Annotated in this window: 23 protein-coding genes; all 23 read left to right on the plus strand. The window is 67.4% G+C overall.

The window, feature by feature from the left end; translation table 11 throughout:
• The 23 genes from DZC73_RS26830 to DZC73_RS26940 all read left to right on the plus strand — a co-directional run bounded on the left by DZC73_RS26830 (nt 1) and on the right by DZC73_RS26940 (nt 25,069).
• A complete protein-coding gene (locus tag DZC73_RS26830) occupies nt 1-1,539 on the plus strand; it encodes an ABC transporter ATP-binding protein (RefSeq protein ID WP_124543462.1) in 1,539 nt (512 codons plus the stop codon).
• The gene (locus DZC73_RS26835) at nt 1,536-2,642 is read left to right on the plus strand and encodes an ABC transporter permease (protein WP_124543463.1); all 1,107 of its coding nucleotides are present in this window, start codon (nt 1,536-1,538) and stop codon (nt 2,640-2,642) included. The genes DZC73_RS26830 and DZC73_RS26835 overlap by 4 nt, the downstream gene beginning before the upstream one ends.
• On the plus strand, nt 2,635-3,609 hold the full coding sequence (locus DZC73_RS26840) for an ABC transporter permease (RefSeq protein WP_124543464.1): 975 nt from the start codon (nt 2,635-2,637) through the stop codon (nt 3,607-3,609). Before DZC73_RS26835 ends, DZC73_RS26840 begins: the two co-directional genes overlap by 8 nt.
• 110 nt (nt 3,610-3,719) lie before the next feature.
• Nucleotides 3,720-4,307, plus strand: a complete 588-nt coding sequence (locus DZC73_RS26845) for a TetR/AcrR family transcriptional regulator (RefSeq protein ID WP_124543465.1) — start codon at nt 3,720-3,722, stop codon at nt 4,305-4,307.
• 64 nt (nt 4,308-4,371) lie between these two features.
• Complete coding sequence (locus tag DZC73_RS26850; RefSeq protein WP_124543466.1) at nt 4,372-4,875, plus strand: hypothetical protein; 504 nt, start codon at nt 4,372-4,374, stop codon at nt 4,873-4,875.
• 55 nt (nt 4,876-4,930) lie between these two features.
• On the plus strand, nt 4,931-5,776 hold the full coding sequence (locus DZC73_RS26855; protein ID WP_124543467.1) for a ParB N-terminal domain-containing protein: 846 nt from the start codon (nt 4,931-4,933) through the stop codon (nt 5,774-5,776).
• Nucleotides 5,777-6,192: 416 nt separating this feature from the next.
• Nucleotides 6,193-6,621, plus strand: a complete 429-nt coding sequence (gene mraZ / locus DZC73_RS26860; RefSeq protein WP_235835307.1) for a division/cell wall cluster transcriptional repressor MraZ — start codon at nt 6,193-6,195, stop codon at nt 6,619-6,621.
• 8 nt (nt 6,622-6,629) lie between these two features.
• The gene (gene rsmH, locus DZC73_RS26865) at nt 6,630-7,577 is read left to right on the plus strand and encodes a 16S rRNA (cytosine(1402)-N(4))-methyltransferase RsmH (protein ID WP_124543469.1); all 948 of its coding nucleotides are present in this window, start codon (nt 6,630-6,632) and stop codon (nt 7,575-7,577) included.
• A complete protein-coding gene (gene ftsL / locus DZC73_RS26870; protein ID WP_124543470.1) occupies nt 7,574-7,870 on the plus strand; it encodes a cell division protein FtsL in 297 nt (98 codons plus the stop codon). The genes rsmH and ftsL overlap by 4 nt, the downstream gene beginning before the upstream one ends.
• Nucleotides 7,867-9,660 (plus strand): peptidoglycan D,D-transpeptidase FtsI family protein, encoded by a 1,794-nt coding sequence (locus tag DZC73_RS26875; protein ID WP_235835308.1) that lies wholly within the window; start codon nt 7,867-7,869, stop codon nt 9,658-9,660. Before ftsL ends, DZC73_RS26875 begins: the two co-directional genes overlap by 4 nt.
• On the plus strand, nt 9,660-11,204 hold the full coding sequence (locus tag DZC73_RS26880) for a UDP-N-acetylmuramoyl-L-alanyl-D-glutamate--2,6-diaminopimelate ligase (protein ID WP_124543471.1): 1,545 nt from the start codon (nt 9,660-9,662) through the stop codon (nt 11,202-11,204). The genes DZC73_RS26875 and DZC73_RS26880 overlap by 1 nt, the downstream gene beginning before the upstream one ends.
• Nucleotides 11,201-12,586, plus strand: a complete 1,386-nt coding sequence (locus tag DZC73_RS26885) for a UDP-N-acetylmuramoyl-tripeptide--D-alanyl-D-alanine ligase (RefSeq protein WP_124543472.1) — start codon at nt 11,201-11,203, stop codon at nt 12,584-12,586. The genes DZC73_RS26880 and DZC73_RS26885 overlap by 4 nt, the downstream gene beginning before the upstream one ends.
• Nucleotides 12,576-13,754, plus strand: coding sequence for a phospho-N-acetylmuramoyl-pentapeptide-transferase (gene mraY / locus DZC73_RS26890; RefSeq protein WP_124543473.1), 1,179 nt, complete (start codon nt 12,576-12,578; stop codon nt 13,752-13,754). Before DZC73_RS26885 ends, mraY begins: the two co-directional genes overlap by 11 nt.
• Nucleotides 13,751-15,643: a UDP-N-acetylmuramoyl-L-alanine--D-glutamate ligase gene (murD, locus tag DZC73_RS26895; RefSeq protein ID WP_124543474.1), complete on the plus strand. Its 1,893-nt coding sequence runs from the start codon at nt 13,751-13,753 to the stop codon at nt 15,641-15,643. Before mraY ends, murD begins: the two co-directional genes overlap by 4 nt.
• A complete protein-coding gene (gene ftsW, locus DZC73_RS26900; protein WP_124543475.1) occupies nt 15,640-16,908 on the plus strand; it encodes a putative lipid II flippase FtsW in 1,269 nt (422 codons plus the stop codon). The genes murD and ftsW overlap by 4 nt, the downstream gene beginning before the upstream one ends.
• Nucleotides 16,905-17,987 (plus strand): undecaprenyldiphospho-muramoylpentapeptide beta-N-acetylglucosaminyltransferase, encoded by a 1,083-nt coding sequence (gene murG, locus DZC73_RS26905; RefSeq protein WP_124543476.1) that lies wholly within the window; start codon nt 16,905-16,907, stop codon nt 17,985-17,987. Before ftsW ends, murG begins: the two co-directional genes overlap by 4 nt.
• Nucleotides 17,984-19,393 (plus strand): UDP-N-acetylmuramate--L-alanine ligase, encoded by a 1,410-nt coding sequence (gene murC / locus DZC73_RS26910; protein WP_124543477.1) that lies wholly within the window; start codon nt 17,984-17,986, stop codon nt 19,391-19,393. Before murG ends, murC begins: the two co-directional genes overlap by 4 nt.
• Nucleotides 19,390-20,349, plus strand: a complete 960-nt coding sequence (locus DZC73_RS26915) for a D-alanine--D-alanine ligase (protein WP_124543478.1) — start codon at nt 19,390-19,392, stop codon at nt 20,347-20,349. Before murC ends, DZC73_RS26915 begins: the two co-directional genes overlap by 4 nt.
• 13 nt (nt 20,350-20,362) lie before the next feature.
• Nucleotides 20,363-21,163 carry a cell division protein FtsQ/DivIB gene (locus DZC73_RS26920; RefSeq protein WP_124543479.1) on the plus strand — a complete coding sequence of 267 codons (801 nt, stop codon included), beginning with the start codon at nt 20,363-20,365 and terminating at the stop codon, nt 21,161-21,163.
• 9 nt (nt 21,164-21,172) lie between these two features.
• Nucleotides 21,173-22,402: a cell division protein FtsA gene (ftsA, locus tag DZC73_RS26925; RefSeq protein WP_124543480.1), complete on the plus strand. Its 1,230-nt coding sequence runs from the start codon at nt 21,173-21,175 to the stop codon at nt 22,400-22,402.
• A gap of 198 nt (nt 22,403-22,600) precedes the next feature.
• On the plus strand, nt 22,601-23,803 hold the full coding sequence (gene ftsZ / locus DZC73_RS26930) for a cell division protein FtsZ (RefSeq protein ID WP_124543481.1): 1,203 nt from the start codon (nt 22,601-22,603) through the stop codon (nt 23,801-23,803).
• 148 nt (nt 23,804-23,951) lie between these two features.
• Nucleotides 23,952-24,887, plus strand: coding sequence for a UDP-3-O-acyl-N-acetylglucosamine deacetylase (lpxC, locus tag DZC73_RS26935; RefSeq protein WP_124543482.1), 936 nt, complete (start codon nt 23,952-23,954; stop codon nt 24,885-24,887).
• Entirely contained in the window at nt 24,884-25,069 is a 186-nt protein-coding gene (locus DZC73_RS26940; RefSeq protein WP_124543483.1) for a hypothetical protein, read from the plus strand. Before lpxC ends, DZC73_RS26940 begins: the two co-directional genes overlap by 4 nt.
• Nucleotides 25,070-25,076: the final 7 nt, after the last annotated feature.

Below are 25,076 nucleotides of genomic sequence, written 5' to 3' on the forward strand. Positions count from 1 at the left end.
GTGGCCTCTGCCCACGCAGTCGAGCTAGTCGGCATCCACAAGCGCTTCGGCGCGGTGCATGCCAACAACGACGTCACGCTGCGCGTGGCGCGCGGCTCGGTGCATGGCATCGTCGGCGAGAACGGCGCCGGCAAGTCGACGCTGATGAGCATCCTCTACGGCTTTTACCCGGCCGACGAGGGACGCATCGTCGTCGACGGCCGCGAGCTGAAGCTGGGCGGCACGCACGACGCGATTGCCAACGGCATCGGCATGGTGCACCAGCACTTCATGCTGGTCGACCGCTTCACCGTGCTGGAGAACGTGGTGCTGGGCGCCGAGCAGGGCTTCCTGCTGTCGGGCAGCATGGCCCGCGCGCGGCAGGAGCTGGCGCGGCTGGCCGATGAATTCGGGCTGGCGGTGGACCCCGATGCGCGGGTGCGCGACCTGCCGGTGGGCGTGCTGCAGCGGGTGGAAATCCTCAAGGCCCTGTTCCGCGGCGCGCGCATCCTCATCCTCGACGAGCCCACCGGCGTGCTGACGCCGCAGGAGACGCAGGCGCTCTTTCGCGTGCTGGCTTCGCTGAAGGCGCGCGGCGTCACGGTGCTGCTGATCACGCACAAGCTCAAGGAGATCCTCGCCGTCACCGACCGCGTCACGGTGATGCGCGCGGGCCGTGCCGTCGCGGACCGCGACACCGCGGACACGAGCGCGGTGGAACTGGCGGAGCTGATGGTGGGCCGCAAGGTGCAGCTGGAAACCGCACCGCCGGCGCGTGGCCGCGGCGAAGTGCGGCTCGAAGCGAAGTCGCTGGTCTGGCGCGATGCGCAGGCCTGCCCGCGGCTGCAGGACGTGTCGCTGCAGCTCCATGCCGGCGAGATCGTCGGCGTGGCGGGCGTATCGGGCAACGGGCAGAGCGAGCTGCTGGCCGTGCTTGCCGGGTTGTCTGCGCCGCACGAAGGCTCGGTGCGCCTGTCGATGGCCGACGGCAGCGTGCGCGAGATCGATGCCGCGCACCCCATCGGCCCGCGGACCCTGCGTCATCTCGGCCTGGCCCACGTGCCGGAGGACCGCCATCGCCTGGGCCTCGTGCTGGGCTTCGCGGCATGGGAGTCGGCCATCCTCGGCTACGACGACGAACCGGCCGTGCATCGCGGCCCGTGGCTGCGCCAGAAGCCGGCGCAACAGAAATGCGTTCGATTGATGGAAGAGTTCGACGTCCGCCCGCGGGACGCCGGGCTGCTTTCTTCCAAGTTCTCCGGCGGCAACCAGCAGAAGCTCATCCTCGCGCGCGAGTTCGACCGCCAGCCGCGCGTGCTGCTGATCGGCCAGCCCACGCGCGGAGTGGACATCGGCGCGATCGAGTTCATCCACCGCCGCATCGTCGAACTGCGCGACGCGGGTTGCGCGGTGCTGCTGGTGTCCACCGAGCTGGATGAAATCCTCGCGCTGTCGGACCGCATCGTGGTGATGTGCGGCGGGCGCATCACCGGCACACTGGCGCGCGAGGAGGCGGACGAGCGGCAGCTCGGTGTCCTGATGGGGCAGGGGGACGCATGAAGAACGTGCCCGCCGTCCTGCCGCGCTGGATCGACATCCTGCTGCTGCCGGTGCTGAACGTGGCCTTGGCGCTGGCGGCCGCCGGCTTCGTGGTGTGGGCCATCGGACAGAGCCCGCTGATCGCCGTGCGCCTGCTGCTGGAAGGTGCCTTCGGCAGCACCCTCGCGTGGAGCTACACGCTCTACTACACCACCAACTTCATCTTCACCGGCCTGGCGGTGGCCATCGCATTCCACTGTGGCCACTTCAACATCGGGGCCGAGGGGCAGGCCACGCTGGGCGGGCTGGGCGTGGGGCTGCTGATCCTCTCGCTGGACCGCTGGCTGCCCGCGCCCTTGCTGATTCCGCTGGCACTGGTCGCAGGCATGGCCTGCGGCGTGGCCTGGGCCTTCGTGCCGGCCTGGCTGCAGGCCTACCGCGGCAGCCACATCGTCATCACGACGATCATGTTCAACTTCCTCGCATCGACGCTGATGGTGTGGCTCATCGTCAACGTGCTGAAGGTGCCGGGCAACCAGGCGGTCGAGTCGCGCATGTTTGCCGAAGGGGCGGTCTTGCCGAGTGCGAGGGCGATGCTGGGTGCCGTGGGCATCGCCTGGCCCGACACGCCGCTGAATCTTGCGTTCGTGCTTGCAATCGCCGCCTGCGTGGCGGTGTGGCTGCTGCTGTGGCACACGCGGCTGGGGCATGGCTTGCGGGTCGTCGGCCACTCGGCGGATGCGGCGCGCTACGCGGGCATCTCGCCGCAGCGCATGACGCTGGTTGCCTTGTCCATTTCCGGCGCGCTGGCGGCGATGGTCGGGGCCAACGAGATCGCCGGCGTGCACCACAAGCTGCTGCTGGACTTCGTGGCCGGCGCTGGCTTCACCGGCATCGCCGTGGCCTTGATGGGCCGCAACCATCCGGTGGGCATCGCGTTGTCGGCCCTGCTGTTCGGTGCGCTGGCGCAAGGCGGCTCCGAGCTGGTGTTCGAGATGCCGGCGTTCACGCGCGACATGTCGGTGGCGGTGCAGGGTTTCGTGGTGCTGTTCTGCGGCGCGCTGTCGCTGATGCTGCGCGGCCCGGTCGCGCGGCTGTATGGGCTGGTGAAGCGCCATGGATGACACGCTGCTCATCGTCGCCTCCGTGCTCGGCGCGACCTTGCGCATCGCCGTGCCGCTGGTGCTGTGCGCACTGGCCGGCGTGTTCAGCGAGCGCTCGGGGGTGATCGACATCGGCCTCGAAGGCAAGATGCTCGCGGCGGCATTTGCCGCCGCCTCCCTGGGCGCCATCGGCTGGCCGGCCATGGCCGCGCTGGGCGGGGCCATGGCGGTGGCCATGCTCTTCAGCGCGGTGCATGCCTGGGCTTGCATCACCCACCGTGGCGACCAGATCGTGTCGGGGGTCGCGCTCAATGTCATTGCACTCGGGCTCACGGCCGTGCTGGGCCTGGTGTGGTTCGCGCATGGCGGCCGCACGCCGGACATCTCGCCGGACAGCCGCTTCACCGCCGTGATACCGGGCGCTGCCGCGGCCGTCCAGCGCTGGCCCGTCGTCGGCCCGCTGCTGTCGGAGGTGATCCTCGGGCACAACGCGCTCGTGTGGCTGGCCTTCGCGCTGGTGCCGGCCTCGTGGTGGCTGCTGTACCGCACCCGCTTCGGCCTGAGACTGAGGGCCGTCGGAGAGAACCCCGCGATGGTCGACTCCGCCGGCATCTCCGTGACCGGATTGCGCTGGCAAGGCGTGCTGCTGGCCGGCGCGTTGTGCGGCATTGCGGGGGCCTACCTCACGCTCGCGCAGAACGCCTCGTTCACCCCCGGCATGACGGCAGGGCGCGGCTTCATGGCGTTGGCCGCGATGGTGTTCGGGCAATGGCACCCGCTGCGCGCAGGCGTGGCCTGCCTGCTCTTCGGCTTCCTGGACGCGGTGGCCATCCGCCTCCAGGGCGTCGCGCTGCCGGTCATCGGCACGGTGCCGGTGGAACTCATCCAGGCTCTGCCCTACCTGCTGACGGTGGTGCTGCTGGCCGGCTTCTTCGGCCGCGCACAGGCGCCGCGGGCGCTGGGCACGGCGTACGTCAAGGAACGCTGAGCGAGGGTCTGGAAATGCGCATGGGCATTGGCGTGCAGACTTTCCTCAAAGCCTGCTGTGTCGCTTCACATCAACTTGACAGCCTGTCTACCTACTAGTAGATTCAGATCATGAACACTGAACTCTCCCCGAAGGCCAACGAGATCGCTGCGCATGCGCGGCTGCTGCTGGCATCGGGCGGCTACAACGGGTTCAGCTACGCCGACATCTCCGATCGGGTGCACATCAGCAAGGCCAGCATCCACCATCACTTTCCGAGCAAGGCGGAACTGGTTCGCACGGTGGTCGCCATGTACCGTGAAGAGGCGAGGGCGGGCCTGGCTGCGCTGGACGGCCAGGTCGAAGATCCCTTGGCGCGGATCAACGCATACCTGGGCTACTGGTCCGCTTGCATCGTCGAGGGCACGGCCGCGTTCTGCATCTGCGCGATGCTGGCGGCCGAACTGCCATCGATTCCCGAGGAAGTCGCCCTGGAAGTCCGCGGGCACTTCCAGGACCTGACGGCGTGGCTGGCCGCTGTCTTCAAGAAGGGCGCGGCCAGCGGCAGGTTCCATCTGCAAGGCACATCGAAAGCCGAGGCCCAGACGTTCATGGCCACGGTGCATGGAGCGATGCTGGCCGCACGTGCCCTCGGGCGTCCCGAGATGTTCCTGGAGATCACCAGGCCGGCGATCCACAGATTGACGATGGCGGGCTGACCGGGTGGTCGCAGGCCGCCCCTTTTTTTGATTCAACAACCAACCAACTAGTAGGTAAACAATCATGGCGCATCCCCTGTCTTCCTTCGGCGCATTGCACACGGTCATCAGCCTGGTGCCTGTCATCGCGGGCCTGTACAGCTTCATGCGAAGCGGAAAGATCGATCCCGCGACGCGATCCGGCAAGACCTACCTGATCGGGCTGGCGCTGTCGGTCTTCACGGCCTTCGGCCTGTCGAGCACCGGTGGCTTCAACCCCGGGCACGCCTTGGGCATCCTGGCGCTGCTGGCCATCGGCGGCGGCTTGCTCGCACCGCGTCTGTCGTTCCTGGGACGGCTTCGACCCTACCTCTCGGCCTACGCCCTCAGCTTCAGCTTCTTCCTGTTGATGGTGCCAGGCATCAACGAGACCCTGACGCGCCTGCCCGCGGCACACCCGCTCGCCAACGGCCCTGAATCTCCGGTGGTGCTGGGCACGCTGCTGGCATGGCTGGTGGTCTTCATCGCCGGCGTGGCGGTGCAGACCTGGCTGATCCGTTCCCGGCGGACCGGCGAGGCGAGTGCATGAGTGCGTGGTTCGTGCCTCCCTACAATGCGCGCCCTGAACCTGATCCCCGCGCACCATGGACATCGTCGTCAACGAAGAACTCAAGGCCTACATCGATCCGTTGACCGAGGAAGAGTACGAGGCGCTGGAGCGCAGCATCCTGGCCGAAGGGTGCCGTGATGCGCTGGTGCTGTGGGGCGACGTGCTCGTCGACGGACACAACCGTTTCGGCATCTGCCGCAAGCATGGCCTGCCATTCCAGACGGTGCAGAACACGCGCTTCCAGTCCATGGACGACGTGTACTTGTGGATGATCGATCAGCACCTGGGCCGGCGCAGCATTTCCGAATTCCAGCGCGGCGTGCTCGCGTTGCGCAAGCGGGAGATCGTGGCGGCCCGGCGTGCCCAGGCGTCGGCGCCGAATGCGGCTTCGCAGACCGATCAGCACCAGCCCATGGACTCGGCCGTCGCAGCGCCGCCGCCGCTGGACACCCGTGAAGCCGTCGCGAAGGCCGCGCGCCTGAGCAGCAACCAGGTGGTGATGATCGAGAAGATCCAGAAGCAGGCCACGCCGGAAGTGGTGGCCGCCGTCAAGGCGGGAACGATCTCGATCAATGCGGCCGCTGCCGTCGCCAGCCTGCCCGCTGAAGAGCAGATCACGGCCGCGGCCGCGGGCAAGGACGAACTCAAGCAGGCCGCCAAGCGCGTGCGCGAGTCCAAGCGCAAGGTGCGCAACGAGTCGGCCCCGGCCGTGGACCCGACCGAGGCCGGGGCGGAAGACACGGTGGAGTCACTGCGGCAACGCGTCGGCGCGCTGACCGCCGAGAACACGGCACTGCGCCAGCAAGTGGCCGCTTTGCAGCAGCAACTGAGGGCGGCGAGCAGCCTCGCTCAGACCGAGGACTCCGCTGCGCCGTTCTAGATGCGCCCAGGGTCAGGGCATCCTTCCTCGCTGCATGACTTGACCATTGCCTGGAAGGCGCGGGTCGCGCCGTGGCCCAAGGTGAGCGGGCCAGACAACGCGCAAGCGGCGCCTTGCCGCGGGACAGGCGCGCGCCGCTTGCAACCGCCGGTTACACGGTGGTTTCCCCGATCGACTTCTCACCCATCACTTTCACAGCCCCACGCAAGTCCTTATTTTTGCGACGCTTTTTGCAGCCGGTGACGATTGAAGATCATCCGCTAAGTGCTTGATTCCATTGATTTTTCTTTGCCCGATTCGTTGACCCGGCTCATCTGGTGAGCTACAGTGCAGATAAGTGCACTTTTGTGGGAAATAGTGGCATTGCCTTCGCCAAAAGGCTGTGCTGCTGACTGGGGTAGAGGGTGGCAAACATCGTGTTTCAAGGTCCGGCTGCGCTGACGCTGGACGGCAAGGGCCGTATCGCCATGCCGTCGCGTCATCGCGAGGTCCTGTCCGCGATGAATGTCAGCCAGCTCACCATCACCAAGCACCCCGAGGGGTCGCTGATGATCTTTCCTCGACCCGCCTGGGAAGCCTTCCGCGACAAGGTCGCTGCGCTGCCGATGTCGGCCAGCGGCTGGAAGCGCATCTTTCTGGGCAATGCCATGGACGTCGAGATCGACGCCTCGTCGCGCGTGCTCATTGCCCCCGAGTTGCGCGCGGCCGCCGGCCTCACCCGCGACGTGATGCTGCTGGGCATGGGCAGCCACTTCGAGCTGTGGGATGCCGCCCGCTACGCCGAGCACGAGGCCAAGGTCATGGCTTCGGACATGCCCGACGCGCTCAAGGACTTCAGCTTCTGAGCTGGCACGTGAGCAGCACCCCTGAATTCCTCCACACCACCGTCCTGTTGAACGAGGCGGTGGATGCGCTCGTCACCAACCCCGAGGGCCTCTACGTCGATGGCACCTTCGGGCGGGGCGGGCATTCACGGCTCATCCTCCAACGGCTGGGAAGCGCAGGCAGGCTCTTCGCCATTGACCGCGATCCACAGGCCATCGCAGCCGCGACCTCTGGAGCCACGCGGGTCACTGACCCGCGTTTTTCCATCCATCACACGAGCTTCGGCCAGATGGTGCCGACGCTGGCCGCCCAGGGCGTCACGAAGGTCGACGGCCTTCTGCTGGACCTGGGCGTGTCTTCACCGCAGATCGATGACCCCTCGCGCGGGTTCAGCTTCCGCTTCGACGGTCCGCTGGACATGCGCATGGACACCACCCGCGGCGAAAGCGCTGCGGATTTTCTGGCTCGCGCAGACGAGCGCCACATCGCGGAGGTGATACGTGACTATGGGGAAGAACGGTTTGCTCTACAGGTTGCAAAGGCGCTTGTTGCTCGGCGCGAGAGCGGGAGTCCTGTTCGAACAACACGGGAGCTATCCGACGTCGTGGCTCGTGCGGTCAAAACCCGCGAACCGGGCCAGGACCCTGCAACGCGCACATTTCAGGCTCTTCGGATTTTTGTCAACGCCGAGCTTGAGGAGCTCGAACAAGGGCTGACGTCGGCCCTTGGCCTGCTCGCGCCCGGCGGAAGGCTGGTGGTGATCAGCTTCCACTCGCTGGAAGACCGCATCGTCAAGACCTTCATCGCCCGCGAGAGCAAGAGCGAGATCGATCGGCGGGCGCCGTTTGCGGAGCCCAAGCCCACGCGGCTGAAGTCGATCGCGCGGGTGAAGCCGTCGGCTGAAGAGATCGCCGCCAACCCGCGTTCGCGTTCAGCCGTGATGCGCATTGCCGAGCGCACGGAGGTGGCGGCATGACGCGCGTCAACGTCGTGCTCCTCGTGATGCTGATCGCCAGCAGCATCTACCTCGTGCGCGTCTCCTACGACTCGCGGCGCCTTTTCGCCGAACTCGACAAGGCGCAGAGCGAAGAGCGCTCGCTCGACCTCGAATTCGAGCGGCTCAAGACCGAGAAGCAGTCGCAGGCCACGCCGTTGCGCGTGGAAAAGACGGCGCGCGAGAAGCTGCAGATGCGCAGCGCCAATCCGGCGATCACGCAGTACGTCACTTACGCGAAGGCAGCCTCCGCACCCACGGGAGGCACCCAATGAGTTTCCTGGAAGGCATGGCAAAGAAGAAGTCCGCCAAGGCCGGCGCCGTCAGCGTGCGCAGCGTCAACTACAGCAGCAGCCCGCTGCTGGCCTCGCCCACGCCCGCGTGGCGCTCCAAGTTCCTGGTCGCGATGGTCGGCCTGGGCTTTTGCGCGCTCATCGGCCGCGCGGTGTACGTGCAGATCGTGGGCGCGTCCTTCTTCCTCAAGCAAGGCGAGATCCGCTACGCCCGCACGCTGGACCTGCCGGCCAGCCGCGGCCGCATCATCGACCGCAACGGGCTGATCCTCGCGTCCAGCGTGCGCGTGCCGTCGCTGTGGGCCATCCCCAAAGACTTCGACGCCGACAAGAAGCAGCGCGCGCAACTCGCCAAGCTGCTGGGCATGACGCCCAAGGAGCTGGACGGCCACCTGGACGACAACCCCAATTTCGTGTGGCTGCGCCGCCAGGTCGACGAGCAGGTCGCCAAGGACGTGCTCGCGCTGAACCTCAAGGGCGTGCACCAGGTGCCTGAATACAAGCGCCGCTACCCGGAAGGCGAGGCGGCCGCGCACGTGGTGGGCTTCACCAACCTGGAAGACAAGGGCCAGGAAGGCATCGAGCTGGCCTTCCAGCGCGACCTGTCCGGCCGCGACGGCACGCGCCGCGTCATCAAGGACCGCCTGGGCCGCGTGGTCGAAGACATCGGCGACAGCGTGCAGCCGGCGGATGGCCGCGACATCGAGCTGTCCATCGATTCCAAGGTGCAGTTCTTCGCCTACCAGCGCATCCGTGACGCGGTCGCGCAGAACAAGGCCAAGGCCGGGAGCGTGGTGGTGCTGGACGCGCAAAGCGGCGAGATCCTCGCGCTGTCGAACTTCCCGAGCTTCACGCCCAACGACCGCAAGAACCTGTCGGGCGACCAGTTGCGCAACCGCGCGCTCACCGACACCTTCGAGCCGGGCTCGACCATGAAGCCTTTCATCGCTGCCTGGGCGATGGAGACGGGCCGCGTCACGCCCAACACCGTCATCCAGACGGCGCCGGGCAGCATCAACATCACCGGTTCCACCATCCGCGACGCGCATCCGCATGGCGCACTGACAGTGGCCGAGGTGATCCAGAAGTCCAGCAACGTGGGCACCGTCAAGATGGCGATGCAGATGCAGCCGCGCGAGATCTGGGAGCTGTACACGCAGGTGGGCTTCGGCCAGAAGCCGCAGATTGCCTTCCCCGGCGCCGTGACGGGCCGCCTGCGTCCGTACAAGACCTGGCGCCCGATCGAGCAGGCGACCATGAGCTACGGCTACGGCCTGTCGGCCTCGCTGCTGCAGATCGCCCACGCCTACACCGTGTTCGCGCGCGACGGCGAGCTCATTCCCGTGTCGCTGATGAAGAACCACGACACGGTCAACGGCATGCGCGTGCTCAGCCCCAAGACGGCGCAGAGCATCCGCGAGATGCTGCACATGGTGTGCGGCCCCGGCGGCACGGCGCCGCGCGCGCAGGCGCTGGGCTACTCGGTGGGCGGCAAGAGCGGCACGGCCTACAAGCAGGAAGGCAAGGGTTATGCCGAAAAGAAATACCGTTCCTGGTTCGTGGGCATGGCGCCCATCAACAATCCACGCATCATCGTCGCGGTGATGGTGGACGAGCCGAGCAACGGCGTGCACTTCGGCGGCGACGTGGCCGGCCCCGTGTTCAGCGAAGTGGTGCAGCAGACGCTGCGCACGCTGGGCGTGCCGCCCGACCTCGACGTGCGCCCGCAGATCGTTCAGAACGCCATCCCCGCGGAAGAGGAGAGCTTCTGATGCCGCGCATCCTGAACACCGTCGCCGATGCACTCGCCTGGCTGGCCAAGCGGGGGGCCGTGTCCATCACCACCGACAGCCGCACCGTCATCAACGGCGATGCCTTCATTGCCTGGCCGGGCGCCGTGCACGACGGCCGCCAGTACGTGGCCGCGGCCATTCGCCAGGGCGCGGTCGCCTGCCTCGTCGAAGCCGAGGGCATGGCCGCCTTCGACCTGGAAGGCGACGAGCGCATCGCCGCCATGAAGGGCCTGAAGGCCATGACCGGCCCGCTGGCGCACGGCTTCCTGGGCAAGCCCAGCGACCGCCTGCGCGTCATCGCGGTGACGGGCACCAACGGCAAGACCTCGTCCACCTGGTGGGTGTCGCAGGCGCTGACCTCGCTGGGCCACCGCGCCGGCGTGGTCGGCACGCTGGGCATCGGCGAGCCGCCGTCGGGCGGCGACCCGGGCAACATGATGTCGACCGGCCTCACCACGCCCGACCCCGTGGTGCTGCACGCGGCCTTCAAGAGCTTTGCCGACGCCGGCTTCGACGCCTGTGCGATCGAGGCCTCGTCCGTGGGCGTGACCGAGCATCGGCTCACGGGCACGCACATCCACGTGGCGATGTTCACCAACTTCACGCAGGACCACCTGGACTACCACGGCAGCATGGAGGCCTACTGGCAGGCCAAGGCCCAGCTGTTCGCGTGGCCCGGACTGGGCGCGGCCGTGCTCAACGTCGACGACCCGCAAGGCGAGGTGCTGGCCCGTGCGCTGCAGGGCTCGGCCATCGACCTCTGGACCTACTCCACCGTGCGCGACGCCCGGCTCTTTGCGCATGAAGTGGGCTACTACGACGGCGGCCTGGGCTTCGACGTGTACGAAGGCCAGGAACAGGCGCAGGTGCGCACCGCGCTGATCGGCGACTACAACGTGTCCAACCTGCTGGGCGTGATCGGCGCGCTGCGGGCGCTGGGCATCACGCTGGCCGATGCCGCGCGCGTGTGCAGCCTGCTCAGCCCCGTGCCCGGCCGCATGCACCGCGTGTCGGCCGAGGCGCGCTACGACGACGAGGTGCACAACTTCGAGAACATGCCCGAGGTGGTGGTGGACTACGCCCACACGCCCGATGCACTGGAGAAGGCGCTGCTGGCGCTCAAGCCGCTGGCCCAGGCGCGCGACGGCAAGCTGTGGTGCGTGTTCGGCTGCGGCGGCAACCGCGATTCGAGCAAGCGGCCCATCATGGGTGCCCTTGCCCAGCAGCACGCCAACTGCGTGGTGGTGACCAGCGACAACCCGCGCATGGAGTCGCCCACGCTCATCCTGTCGCAGATCGTCGCGGGCATGACGCCGGACTACCGGCCCATCGTCATCGAGGATCGCCGCTTGGCCATCGCGCAGGCGGTGCAACTGGCCGACAGCGCGGACGTGGTGCTCATTGCCGGCAAGGGCCACGAGGACTACCAGGACGTGAACGGCGTGAAGCACCCGTTCTCCGACGTGACCGAAGCGCATGCCGCCCTGGTGCGCTACGGCGAGATGAGGCGCCACCAATCATGATGACGCTCGCACAGGCCCACGCCCTCATCCCCGGATCCGCGCTGGTCGGCGACGGCAGCGTGCGCATCCTGCGCGTGCACAGCGACACCCGCACGCTGGCGGCCGGCGACCTCTTCGTCGCGCTCAAGGGCGAGCGCTTCGACGCGCATGACTTCCTCGCCCAAGCCAAGGCGTCGGGTGCGGTGGCGGCCATCGCATCGCGCGGCCTGGAAGAAGCCGGCTTGCCCGGCCTGCAGGTGCCCGACACGCTGGCGGCGCTCGGTGAACTGGCCAAGGCCTGGCGTGCGCGCTGCCACCTGCCGCTCATCGCGGTCACCGGCAGCAATGGCAAGACCACGGTGACGCAGATGATCGCGTCCATCCTCAAGGCCTGGCTGGGCGAGGGCGCGTTCTCCACGCAAGGCAATTTCAACAACGACATCGGCGTGCCGCTGACGCTGCTGCGCCTTCGGCAGAACGACAGCGCCTGGCACAGGGCCGGCGTGGTCGAGCTGGGCATGAACCACGTGGGCGAGATCGCCGCGCTGGCCAGGATGGCCGCGCCCACGGTCGCGCTGGTGAACAACGCCCAGCGTGAACACCAGGAATTCATGGCCAGCGTGGAAGCGGTGGCGCGCGAGAACGGTTCGGCCATCCAAGCGCTGGGGCCCCTGGGTGTTGCAGTGTTCCCGGCCGACGACGAGTACACGCCGGTGTGGCGCGAACTGGCCGGCCGCCGGCCGGTGCTGACCTTCGCGCTGCAAGGCGCGGCCGACGTCACCTGCGCTGCGTCCTGGGAAGGCGACCACTGGAACGTCACGCTGCGCACGCCGGCTGGCGAGGCGCCGCTGTCGCTGAAGGTGGCCGGCGTGCACAACGTCAAGAACGCCCTGGCTTCCACCGCCTGCACACTGGCGGCCGGGTGCCCGCTGGATTCCATCGTCCGCGGCCTGCAGGACTTCGCGCCCGTGAAGGGCCGGTCGCAGGTGAAGAGCTTCCAGCGCGACGGCCGCGCCGTCACGCTGGTGGACGACACCTACAACGCCAACCCCGACTCCGTGCGCGCCGCGATCGACGTGCTGGCCGCCTTGCCAGGCCCGCGCTGGCTGGTGCTCGGCGACATGGGCGAGGTGGGAGAGAAAGGCCCCGAGTTCCACCGCGAGGTGGGTGCCTATGCGCAGGAGCGCGGCATCGAATCGCTGTGGACCGTGGGCCAGCTGTGTACACACGCCAGCGCCGCGTTCCACGGCGCACGGCATTTCGAGGACGTGGCGATGCTCATCGCCGCGTTGACCATGGCACCGGCCTGCGCGTCGGTGGTGGTGAAGGGTTCGCGATTCATGAAGATGGAACAGGTCGTCAACGCGTTGATGACATCACCGGGAGCTTCGCATGCTGCTTAGCCTTGCAAGCTGGCTCCAGACACTGTCACCTGACCTGGGCTTCTTCCGGGTCTTCCAGTACATCACCTTCCGCGCGGTGATGGCGGCGATGACTGCGCTGCTCATCGGCCTGGCCTTCGGGCCCTGGGTGATCCGTCGCCTGACCGAGATGAAGATCGGCCAGCCCATCCGCGAATACGGCGTGAAGGAGCACATGAGCAAGAGCGGCACGCCCACCATGGGCGGCGTGCTCATCCTCATCTCCATTGGCGTGTCCACGCTCCTGTGGTTCGACTGGAGCAACCGCTTCGTGTGGATCGTGATGGTCGTGACGCTGGGCTTCGGCGCCATCGGCTGGGTCGACGACTGGCGCAAGGTGGTGCAGAAGAACCCCGAGGGCATGAGCTCGAAAGAGAAGTACTTCTGGCAATCGGTGATCGGCCTGGTGGCGGCGCTGTACCTGGCGTTCAGCGTATCGGAGACCTCGAACCTGCGCGTGGTGGAGCTGTTCATCCGCTGGGTGCAAAGCGGCTTCTCCAACGCGCTGCCGCCCAAGGCGGACTTGATGGTGCCGTTCGTGAAGACCATCAGCTACCCGCTGGGCGTGTTCGGCTTCATCATCCTCACCTACTTCGTGATCGTGGGCGCGAGCAACGCGGTGAACCTCACCGACGGGCTCGACGGCCTGGCGATCATGCCGGTGGTGATGGTGGGCTCGGCGCTGGGCGTGTTCGCCTACGTCACCGGCAGCTCGGTGTACAGCAAGTACCTGCTGTTCCCGTACATCCCCGGCGCCGGCGAACTGATGATCTTCTGCGCGGCGATGGCCGGTGCGGGGCTGGCGTTCCTGTGGTTCAACACCCACCCGGCGCAGGTCTTCATGGGCGATGTCGGCGCGCTGTCGCTGGGCGGCGCGCTCGGGACCATCGCCGTCATCACGCGCCAGGAGATCGTGCTCGGGATCATGGGCGGCGTGTTCGTCGCTGAAGCACTGTCGGTGATGCTGCAGGTGGGATGGTTCAAGTTCACCAAGAAGAAATACGGCGAGGGCCGCCGCATCCTGAAGATGGCGCCGCTGCACCACCACTTCGAAAAATCGGGCTGGAAGGAGACGCAGGTCGTGGTCCGGTTCTGGATCATCACCATGCTCCTGTGCCTGATCGGCCTGGCGAGTCTGAAACTGCGATGAAACATCTGAAGGACATCACGGTTCTCGTGCTCGGGCTCGGCGAGTCCGGCCTGGCCATGGCGCGCTGGAGTGCGCGCTGTGGTGCGACCGTGCGCGTGTGGGACTCGCGCGAGATCCCACCCCATGCGGCGGCGTTGGCGCAGCATGTGCCGGGTGCGAAGCTCTACACCGGTGTGCTGCCGGACGAGGCGATCGATGGCGTGCGGCTGGTGTTGAAGAGCCCGGGCCTGGCACCCACTGACGAGCGCATCGCGCCTGCGATGGCCAAGGCCGCGGACGCCGGCGCGCTGGTGCAAGGCGAGCTGGAGCTGTTCGCCCGCGCGCTGGATGACCTGAAGGCCGAGCGGCAGTACGCGCCGAAGGTGCTTGCCATCACCGGGACCAATGGCAAGACCACCACGACGGCGATGACGGCGCTGTTCGTGTCGCGTGCAGGCAAGCGCGTGGCGATGGCCGGGAACATCGGGCCGACGATGCTGCAGACGCTGTCGGATGCGCTGGACCTGGAGCCGGTGCCGGAAGCGGCAGTTGAATCGGCCGCTGAATCGCACGCTGATGGGCCCGTCGAGGCGCCTGCAGAAGGTGTCTCCATCGCCACGGAGGAAGACTCCGGCACCGTCACGGTGAGCGAAGAGGGCGTGCCTGTCGTGTTGGACGATGCGGGCGAGGAGCCCTCGATCGAGGCTGCGCCTGCGCCGATGGAAGGCCAGGAGGCCGCTGTCACATCGGTCACGGCCGACGAACCACCGGCAGAACACGCCGTGAGTTCTGCAGCCGATGCACTGGAAGGCATGGACGGCCCGCCGCCTCACCTCATCCCGCCGCCGCCGCCCGGCCCTGTCTTCGAACACCTGCCCGAGGTGTGGGTGCTCGAACTCAGCAGCTTCCAGCTCGACGAAGCCAAGGGTTTCGAGCCCAGCGCCGGGACGGTCCTCAACATCACGCAGGACCACCTCGACTGGCACGGCAACATGGCCGCCTACACCGGGGCGAAGGCACGCATCTTCGGCAAGAACGCGGTGATGGTCATCAACCGCGACGACCCCGCGGTGGAAGCGCTCGTGCCGCGTCCGCCCGAGCCGCCCGCGGCCGGCAGCAAGAAGGTGAAGGCGCCCAAGTTCGTGCCGCGAGACGTGGTGCGCTTCGGCCTGGACGCACCCACCCACCCGGGCGACTTCGGCCTCATGGTCGAGAACGGCATGGCGTGGCTGGTGCGTGCGATGGAAGCCGACGAGACCATCAAGAAGCCCAAGCGCGGCGCCGCGGCGGAAGAGGAAGACCTCATCATCCAGCGCCTGATGCCGGCCGATGCATTGCGTGTCCGTGGCCGCCACAACGCTGCGAACGCACTGGCCGCGCTGGCACTGGCCACGGCCGTCGGCTGCCCGCTGGCGCCCATGCTGCACGGCCTGCGCGAATACGGCGGCGAGCCGCATCGCGTGGAGTACGTCGCCACCGTCAACGGTGTCGAGGCCTACGACGACAGCAAGGGCACGAACGTCGGCGCCACGGTGGCGGCATTGAACGGCCTGGGCATGGACAAGTCGCCGGCCAAGCTGGTGGTCATCCTCGGCGGCGACGGCAAGGGACAGGACTTCGCACCGCTGGCTGATCCTGTGGCCAAGCATGCGCGCGCCGTCGCCACCATCGGGCGCGACGCGCAGGCCGTGGAAGACGCCATCGCCTCCTGCGGCGTGCCCATCCAGCGCCACGAGACGCTCGAAGCCGCGGTGGCCTGGTGCTTCACCCGCGCCCATGCCGGCGATGCGGTGCTGCTCAGCCCCGCCTGCGCCAGCCTGGACATGTTCCGCAACTACGCCCACCGCGCCGAGGTCTTCGTGAACGAGGTGCGGGCACTGGCGGCCGAGCACGGAGACATGAGCGCATGACGGCGATGGCGCGCTTCGGCTTCGACGCGTTCAAGGCGCGTCTCACCGGCCTGTTCCGCAAGGACGCGGAGCAGGGCACGGCCGTGCCGGTGCGCGACTGGATCAACGTGTCCTCCGGCCAGCCCACCAAGCTGCAGGGCTTCGACCAGCCGCTGATCTGGGTGGTGGTCGCGCTCGTCGCGCTGGGGCTGGTGATGGTCTACAGCGCCACCGTGGCGCTGCCCGACAGCCCCAAGTTCGCCAAGTACACGCCCACCTTCTTCCTCACGCGGCACATCCTGTCCATCGTCATCGGCACGCTGTGCGCACTCGTGGCGGTGCAGATTCCGGTGAGCGTGTGGGAACGCCTGTCGCCGTGGATCTTCGTGGCCTCACTCCTGCTGCTCGTGCTCGTGCTCGTGCCGCACGTGGGCAAGGTGGTCTACGGCGCGCGCCGCTGGATTCCGCTGGGCGTGATGAACTTCCAGCCCTCCGAACTGGCCAAGCTGGCGATCGCGATGTACGCCGCCGGCTACATGGTGCGCAAGATGGACGTGAAGGAGAACTTCCTGCGCGCCGTCCTGCCCATGGCCATCTCCGTGGCCGTCATCGGCCTGCTGCTGCTGGCCGAACCCGACATGGGCGCCTTCCTCGTGATCGCCGCGATCGCGATGGGCATCCTCTTTCTGGGCGGCGTGAACGGCCGCATGTTCTTTCTCATCACCGCAGTGCTGGTGGGCGCTTTCGTGCTGATGATCACCTTCAGCGAATGGCGGCGCGAGCGCATCTTTGCGTACCTGAATCCGTGGGACGAGAAGTACACGCTGGGCAAGGCCTACCAGCTGTCGCACTCGCTCATTGCCTTCGGTCGTGGCGAGATCTTCGGCCAGGGGCTGGGCGGCAGCGTGGAGAAGCTGCACTACCTGCCCGAGGCGCACACCGACTTCCTGCTGGCCGTGATCGGCGAAGAGCTGGGCTTCATCGGCGTGGCCTGCGTGATCGTCGCCTTCTTCTGGCTGGCACGCCGGGTGTTCCACATCGGCCGCCAGGCCATCGCGCTGGACCGCGTGTTCGCCGGTCTGTTCGCGCAGGGCATCGGCATCTGGATGGGCGGGCAGGCCTTCATCAACATGGGCGTGAACCTGGGGGTGCTGCCCACCAAGGGACTCACGCTGCCGCTGATGAGTTACGGCGGATCGGCCATCCTGATGAACCTCGTCGCGCTGGCGATCGTGCTGCGGGTGGACATCGAGAACCGGCAGATGATGAGAGGGGGGCGCGCATGACCGCACGTCACCTCGTCGTCATGGCCGCCGGTACCGGCGGCCACGTCATTCCCGGCCTGGCCGTCGCCCGCGAGATGCAGTCGCGCGGCTGGACGGTGAGCTGGCTCGGCACCACGCACGGCATGGAGAACAAGCTCGTGCCGCCGTCGGGCATCCCGATGGACAACATCAAGTTCAGCGGCTTGCGCGGCAAGGGCCTGATGCACACGCTGACCGGCGGCTTCCGCCTGCTCGCCGCGTTCTGGAGCTGCGGCTGGATCCTCAAGCGCCGCCAGCCCGACGTGGTGCTGGGCATGGGCGGCTATGTGTGCTTTCCGGGCGGCCTGATGACGACCGCACTCGGCAAGCCGCTGATGCTGGTGAATGCCGATGCCGCGCTGCTGATGAGCAACCGTTCGCTGCTGGGCATCTGCGACCGCATCGCGTTCGGCTTCGACGGGCCGCAGGTCGCGAAGACGAAACGCGCAGTGGTCACGGGCAATCCGGTGCGTGCGGAGATCGAATCATTGCCGGCACCCGCTGAACGCTTCGCCGGCCGCACCGGTCCGCTGAAGCTGCTGGTGGTGGGTGGCAGCCTGGGGGCGAAGGCGCTCAACGACTGCGTGCCGCAGGCGCTCGCGCTCATCGACGAAGCCTCGCGTCCGCAGGTGACGCACCAGACCGGCGCGAACAACCATGCGACGGTGCAGGCGCTCTACGAGCAAGCGCAGGTGAAGGGCGAGGTGCTGCCTTTCATCGACGACATGGCCAGGCGCCTGGCCGATTGCGACCTCATCGTGTGCCGCGCCGGTGCGGTGACGGTGAGCGAGTTGTGCGCCGCCGGTGTGGCGGGCGTGCTGGTGCCACTGGTGGTGAGCACGACCTCGCACCAGCGCGACAACGCGCAATGGCTGGCGTCGCACGATGCGGGCATCCACCTGCCGCAGTCCGAGCTGTCGCCGAACAAGCTGGCCGAACTGCTGAAGGGCCTCACGCGCGATGCGCTGCTGGCCATGGCCACGAAGGCACGGGCACTGGCCAGGCCCCAAGCCGCGGCGCGTGTTGCGGATGAACTGGAACGATTGGTGGTGGCTGCATGAAGCACGCGGTCAAGCACATTCACTTCGTCGGGATCGGCGGCGCCGGCATGAGCGGCATCGCGGAGATCCTGCACAACCTCGGCTACACGGTCTCGGGCTCCGACCAGAGCGATGGCTCGGTCACGCAGCGGCTCGCCTCGCTGGGCATCCGCATCGCCATCGGGCATGACGCGGCGAACATCGCGGGCGCGGGCGCCGTCGTCACGTCCACCGCCGTGAAGGGTGACAACCCGGAGGTGATCGCCGCCCGCAGCAGGCACGTGCCGGTGGTGCCGCGCGCCGTGATGCTGGCCGAGCTGATGCGCCTCAAGCAGGGCATCGCCATCGCCGGCACGCACGGCAAGACGACGACGACCAGCCTGGTCACCAGCGTGCTGGCCGAAGCCGGCGTGGACCCGACCTTCGTCATCGGCGGCAAGCTCAACGCCGCCGGCGCCAACTCGCGCCTGGGCAGCGGCGACTACATCGTGGTCGAGGCTGACGAGTCGGATGCGTCCTTCCTCAACCTGCTGCCCGTGATGGCCGTCGTTACCAACATCGACGCCGACCACATGGACACCTACGGCCACGACTTCGCGAAGCTGAAGCAGGCCTTCGTGGAGTTCATCCACCGCATGCCTTTCTACGGTGCGGCCGTGCTGTGCCTGGACGACCCCGGCGTGCGCTCCATCATCCCGATGATCTCGCGCCCGATGGTGACCTACGGCTTCGACCCGCAGGCCATGGTGCGTGCCGTGGACGTTCGCGCCCAGGACGGGAAGATGAGTTTCACGGTCACCCGCCGCAACGGCGTGCGCATGCCCGACCTGCAGGTCACGCTCAACCTGCCCGGCGAGCACAACGTGCTCAACGCGCTCGCGACGATCTCGGTCGCGACGGAGCTGGAGTTGCCCGACGCGCCCATCGTCAAGGGCCTGGCCGAGTTCCGCGGTGTGGGCCGGCGCTTCCAGCGCTATGGTGACGACCTGCCCACCAAGGACGGCGGCACCTTCACCCTCATCGACGACTACGGCCACCACCCCGTGGAGATGGCCGCGACGCTGGCGGCCGCACGCGGCGCCTTCCCGGGCCGCCGGCTGGTGCTGGCCTTCCAGCCGCACCGCTACACCCGCACGCGCGACTGTTTCGAGGATTTCGTCAAGGTCATCGGCACGGCGGATGCCGTGCTGCTCGCCGAGGTGTATGCGGCGGGCGAGTCGCCCATCGTCGCCGCGGATGGCCGTGCGCTGGCCCGCGCCCTGCGCGTGGCCGGCAAGGTCGATGCGGTGTTCGTCGACGACATCAAGGACATGCCCCAGACCATCGCTGATCAGGTGAAGGGCGGCGATGTGGTGATTTCCATGGGCGCGGGATCGATCGGGAACGTCCCCGCCCAAGTGGTGCAGATGTTGAAAGGACAGCCATGAGCATCGATGTGAAGGCTCTGGGCAAAGTCGCGGTGCTCTACGGCGGCGATTCCGCCGAGCGCGAGATCTCGATCATGTCGGGCACCGGCGTGCTGGAAGCGCTGAAGTCCGAGGGCGTGGATGCGCATGCCTTCGACCCGGCGCAGCGCGACCTCGGTGACCTCAAGCGCGAAGGCTTCCAGCGCTGCTTCATAGCCATGCACGGCCGCCACGGCGAAGACGGTTCGCTGCAGGGCGCGCTCGAACTGCTGGGCATTCCCTACACCGGCTCCGGCGTGATGGCCTCGGCCATCGCCATGGACAAGGTGATGACCAAGCGTGTGTGGATCGCCGAAGGCCTGCCCACGCCGCGGCATGTGTGGCTGAGCCCGGACGACCAGTCGCGCGAGCGTGTCATCCAGGTGCCCGACACCATCGGCCTGCCGCTCATCGTCAAGCCGCCGCGCGAGGGTTCGTCCATCGGGATCACCAAGGTGGCCGGCTACTCGCAGATGCAGGACGCGGTGAAGCTCGCCACGCAGTACGACCCCGACGTGCTGTGCGAGGAGTTCATCGAGGGCGAGGAAGTGACCTGCCCCGTGCTTGGCGAGGGTGAGAACGCCCGCGCGCTGCCGGTGATCCGCATCGTCGCGCCCGAAGGCAGCTACGACTACCAGAACAAGTACTTCACCGACGTCGTGCAGTACCTCGTGCCGAGCGGATTGCCCGAAGCCGAGGAACGCGAGATCCAGCGCATCGTGGTGCAGGCCTACAAGACGCTGGGCTGCCGCGGCTGGGCGCGTGCCGACCTGATGATCCGCAAGACCGACCGCAAGCCTTACCTGCTGGAGATCAATACGTCGCCCGGCATGACCTCGCATTCGCTGGTGCCCAAGTCCGCCGCTGCTGCGGGCATGAGCTACCCGCAGCTGTGCGTCACTCTGCTCTCGCAAGCGCGACTGGACTCGACCCGCTGAACTGACCACCGACATGGCCGCCGCCACCGCCTTCACCGCCAACGCTTCGCCGATCCCCGGCGATGTGCAGCTGATGCACGTCACTGCGAACCTGCTGTTCGTGGTGGCGGGCCTGGCGCTGGCCGCGCTGGCGGTGAACTGGGTGGTGCGCCTGCCGGTGTTCGGCATCAAGTCCATCCAGGTCGAAGGCGAGGTGGCGCGCAACAGCGTGTCCACCATCCGCGCGAATGCGGCGCCCAAGCTCGCGGGCAACTTCTTCACGACCGACCTGCAGAAGGACAAGAAGGCCTTCGAGTCGGTGCCCTGGGTGCGCCAGGCCATCGTGCGTCGCATCTGGCCCAACCGCCTGGCCGTGCGGCTCGAAGAGCACAGGCCCGCGGCGGTATGGGGCAGCGACAGCACGGCCGACAAGCTGGTGAACACCTTCGGCGAGGTGTTCGAGGCCAACATCGGCGACGTGGAAGACGACAGCCTGCCCACGCTGAACGGACCCGAGGGCAGTGCCGTCCACATGCTGGCGCTGCTGGGACGGCTCAAGCCGCTGTTCCAGCGTATGGATGCGCACATCGACAGCCTGTCGCTGTCGGGCCGCGGCTCCTGGCGCGTGGAGCTGGACAGCGGCGCGGACATCGAACTCGGGCGCGGCACGGACGACGAGGTGCTCGCACGCACCGAACGCTTCCTCGCCACGCTCACGCAGGTCACGCAGCGCTACCAGCGCCCGCTCGAATACGCGGACCTGCGCCACAACGACGGGTATGCGGTTCGGCTCAAGGGCATCACCACGGTGATCCCGAAAGACGCAAAGAAATAAGAGGGTCAGATGGCCAAGGAATACAAGGATCTCGTGGTCGGACTGGACATCGGCACTGCCAAGGTGATGGCGGTGGTGGCCGAGGTCCTGCCCGGCGGCGAACTGCGGGTGGCGGGGCTGGGCGTGGCGCCCACGCACGGCCTGAAGCGCGGCGTGGTGGTGAACATCGACGCGACGGTGCAGAGCATCCAGCAGGCGCTGAAAGAGGCCGAGATGATGGCCGACTGCAAGATCACGCGCGTGTACACCGGCATCACCGGCAGCCACATCCGCGGGCAGAACAGCACCGGCATGGTGATCGTGCGCGACAAGGAAGTGACGCCGGTGGACGTGGCGCGCGTGGTCGAGACGGCCAAGGCCATCAACATTCCGAACGACCAGCGCCTGCTGCTGGTGGAGCCGCAGGAATTCGTGATCGACGGGCACGAGGTGAAGGAGCCCATCGGCATGAGCGGCGGGCGCCTGGAGGTGAAGGTGCACATCGTGACCGGCGCGCAGAGCGCGGCCGAGAACATCGTGAAGTGCGTGCGCCGCTGCGGGTTGGAGGTGGACCAGCTGGTGCTCAACCCGAGCGCATCCAGCCATGCCGTGCTGACCGAGGACGAGAAGGACCTGGGCGTCGCGCTGGTGGACATCGGCGCGGGCACGACGGACGTGGCCATCTTCACCGATGGCGCGATCCGCCACACGGCGGTGATTCCGATCGCGGGCGATCTCATCACCAGCGACATCGCGATGGCGCTGCGCACGCCGACCAAGGACGCGGAAGAGATCAAGGTCGAGTACGGCGTGGCCAAGCAACTGCTGGCCGATCCGTCCGAACAGCTGGAAGTGCCGGGCCTGGGCGACCGGGCACCGCGAATGCTCTCTCGCCAGGCACTGGCCGGCGTGATCGAGCCGCGTGTGGAAGAGATCTATTCGCTGGTGCACCAGGTCATCCGCGAGAGCGGCTACGAGGAACTCTTGTCCTCGGGCATCGTGATTTCAGGCGGCGCGGCAGTGATGCCGGGCATGGTCGAGCTGGGCGAGGACATCTTCCTCAAGCCCGTGCGCAAGGGCATCCCGACCTACAGCGGCGCGCTGTACGACATGGTCGCGAACCCGCGCTCGGCCACGGTGATGGGTTTGCTTGAGGAAGCGCGCATCGCGCGCTCACGCGGCATGCGGGCCGCCCAGCAGGCGGGGTCGGTGAAGACCCTGTTCGGCCGGGCGAAGGACTGGTTCTTGGGGAACTTCTGAGTGAAGGGGATGAGATGAGGAACTCACTCGCGAGGAAACCGTTCGGACGACGGGTGATCGGCCTCATCCATGGCCCACCACGCCCACGAATAAACACAAGTCGACGACTGCGGACCCCGGCCTGGCCGGGCTACCGCAGCGCTCAATCGGCGGGAAACACACAACAGACACGGCAACTGCATTGAAGGAGTTAAAGACATGGCCATCGAAATGATCGAAGAATTCGACCTGGGCACGCAGATCAAGGTGATCGGGGTGGGTGGCGGCGGCGGCAACGCGGTCGACCACATGATTGCGCAAGGCGTGCAGGGCGTGGAATTCATCTGCGCCAACACCGATGCGCAGGCGCTCAACCGTTCGGCCTCGCACCAGTTGATCCAGCTGGGCAGCACCGGCCTGGGCGCCGGCGCCAAGCCCGAAGCCGGCCGCGCTGCCGCTGAAGAGGCGGTGGATCGCATCCGCGCGTCCATCACCGGCGCGAACATGCTGTTCATCACCGCCGGCATGGGCGGCGGCACCGGCACGGGCGCGGCGCCGGTCATCGCCCGCGTGGCGAAGGAAATGGGCATCCTGACGGTGGGCGTGGTGACCAAGCCCTTCGATTTCGAAGGCACCCGCCGCATGAAGGCTGCCGACGCGGGCCTCGCCGAACTCGAAGCCAACGTCGACTCGCTGATCGTCATCCTCAACGACAAGCTGCTGGACGTGCTGGGCGACGACGTGACGCAGGACCAGGCCTTCGCGCATGCCAACGACGTGCTGAAGAACGCGGTGGGCGGCATCAGCGACATCATCCACATCCCCGGCCTCGTGAACGTGGACTTCGAGGACGTGAAGACGGTGATGAGCGAGCCCGGCAAGGCGATGATGGGCACGGCCACGGCCAGCGGCCCGGACCGCGCCAACAAGGCAGCGGACGCGGCGGTGGCCTGCCCGCTGCTGGAAGGCATCGACCTGTCCGGCGCGCGCGGCGTGCTGGTGCTGATCGCGGCCAACCGCAACACCTTCAAGCTGAGCGAAAGCCGCAACGCGATGAACACCATCCGCCGCTACGCCGCGGAGGATGCGCACGTCATCTACGGCACGGCCTACGACGAGAGCCTGGGCGACCAGCTGCGCGTCACCGTGATCGCCACCGGACTGTCGCCGCAAAAGCGCCAGGCCGCGCCGATCCAGGTGGTGCACAGTGCGCCGGCGGTGATGCAGCGCACGGGCACCGACAACCTGCCCATCCTGACCCAGCCGGTGCACCAGTCCGCGCCCGCCCACGACTACAGCCAGCTCACCACGCCCAGCGTGTGGCGCACCGGCCGTACCGCGGCGGCGAAGGTCGATGCGCTGGCCAGCAACGGGATGGATGAGATCGAGATCCCGGCCTTCCTCCGCAAGCAAGCGGATTGAGTCTTTTTGTCCGTTTCCTCCCTCCCCAAGCCGGGGAGGGAGTTTTGATCCGACCATGCTGCTTATCTGAAAATCCCAATCGCCACGATTCAAATTGATGCGATTCGCACGGCTTCGTCCGACCCCGCGGCCACCTAGAATCCGGCCCATGGTCCCCCAACGCACGCTCAAGTCCCTCACCCGCGCGGTCGGGGTGGGCGTGCACGGCGGGCAGCGGGTGGAGATGACGCTGCGGCCGGCGCCGCCGGACACGGGCATCGTGTTCCGCCGCACCGACCTGCCCACGCCGGTGGACATCGAGGTCCAGGCGCATGCCGTCACGGACACCCGCCTGGCCACGACGCTCAGTGCCAAGGGCGATCCGGGCGCGCCGGCGGTCAAGACCATCGAACACTTCCTCTCGGCGTGTTCCGGTCTGGGCATCGACAACCTCTACGTGGACATCACCAACGAAGAGGTGCCCATCCTCGACGGTTCGGCCGCCTCCTTCGTGTTCCTGCTGCAAAGCGCGGGCATTGCGCTGCAGGATGCGCCCAAGCGCTTCCTGCGAATGCTCAAGCCCGTGGAGATCCGCGAAGGCGAAGGCCCGCAGCTCAAGTGGGCACGGCTGGAACCCTTCGAGGGCTACAAGTTCACCTTCGAGATCGAGTTCGACCACCCGGCGGTGAACCAGACCGGCCAGCGCGTGGTGTTCGACATGGGCTCGGGCCAGTACAAGCGCGAGATCGCGCGCGCCCGCACCTTCGGCTTCACCCGCGACGTGGAGATGATGCGGTCGCGCGGCCTGGGCCTGGGCGGCAGCATGGACAACGCCATCGTCATCGACGACTACAAGGTGCTCAATGGCGAGGGCCTGCGCTACGACGACGAGTTCGTGAAGCACAAGATCCTCGACGCCATCGGCGACATGTACGTGGTGGGGCACCCGATCATCGGCGCCTACGTGGCCTACCGCTCGGGCCATGCGCTCAACAACAAGCTGGTGCGCGCCGTGCTCGCAGACAAGAGCAGCTACGAGATCGTGACCTTCGACGACGCATCCAAGGCTCCCGCGGGTCTGGCCGACCTCGCGCCCGCCTGGTGACCATCTTTCGGGTCATCGTCTTCTTCCTGCTGGTGGCGGGGCTGCTGTGCCTGGCCATGTACGTGGGCACGAAGCAGAAGAAATGGCGCCGCATGGGGCTGATGCTCATCAAGTGGACAGTGATTGCCGCCCTGGGCTTCTTCGCGGTTCTCCTGCTCGAACGATTGGCCATCATCCTGTAGGCTTGCG

The organism is Rhizobacter terrae, from assembly GCF_003852895.1.
Classification (GTDB): domain Bacteria; phylum Pseudomonadota; class Gammaproteobacteria; order Burkholderiales; family Burkholderiaceae_C; genus Albitalea; species Albitalea terrae.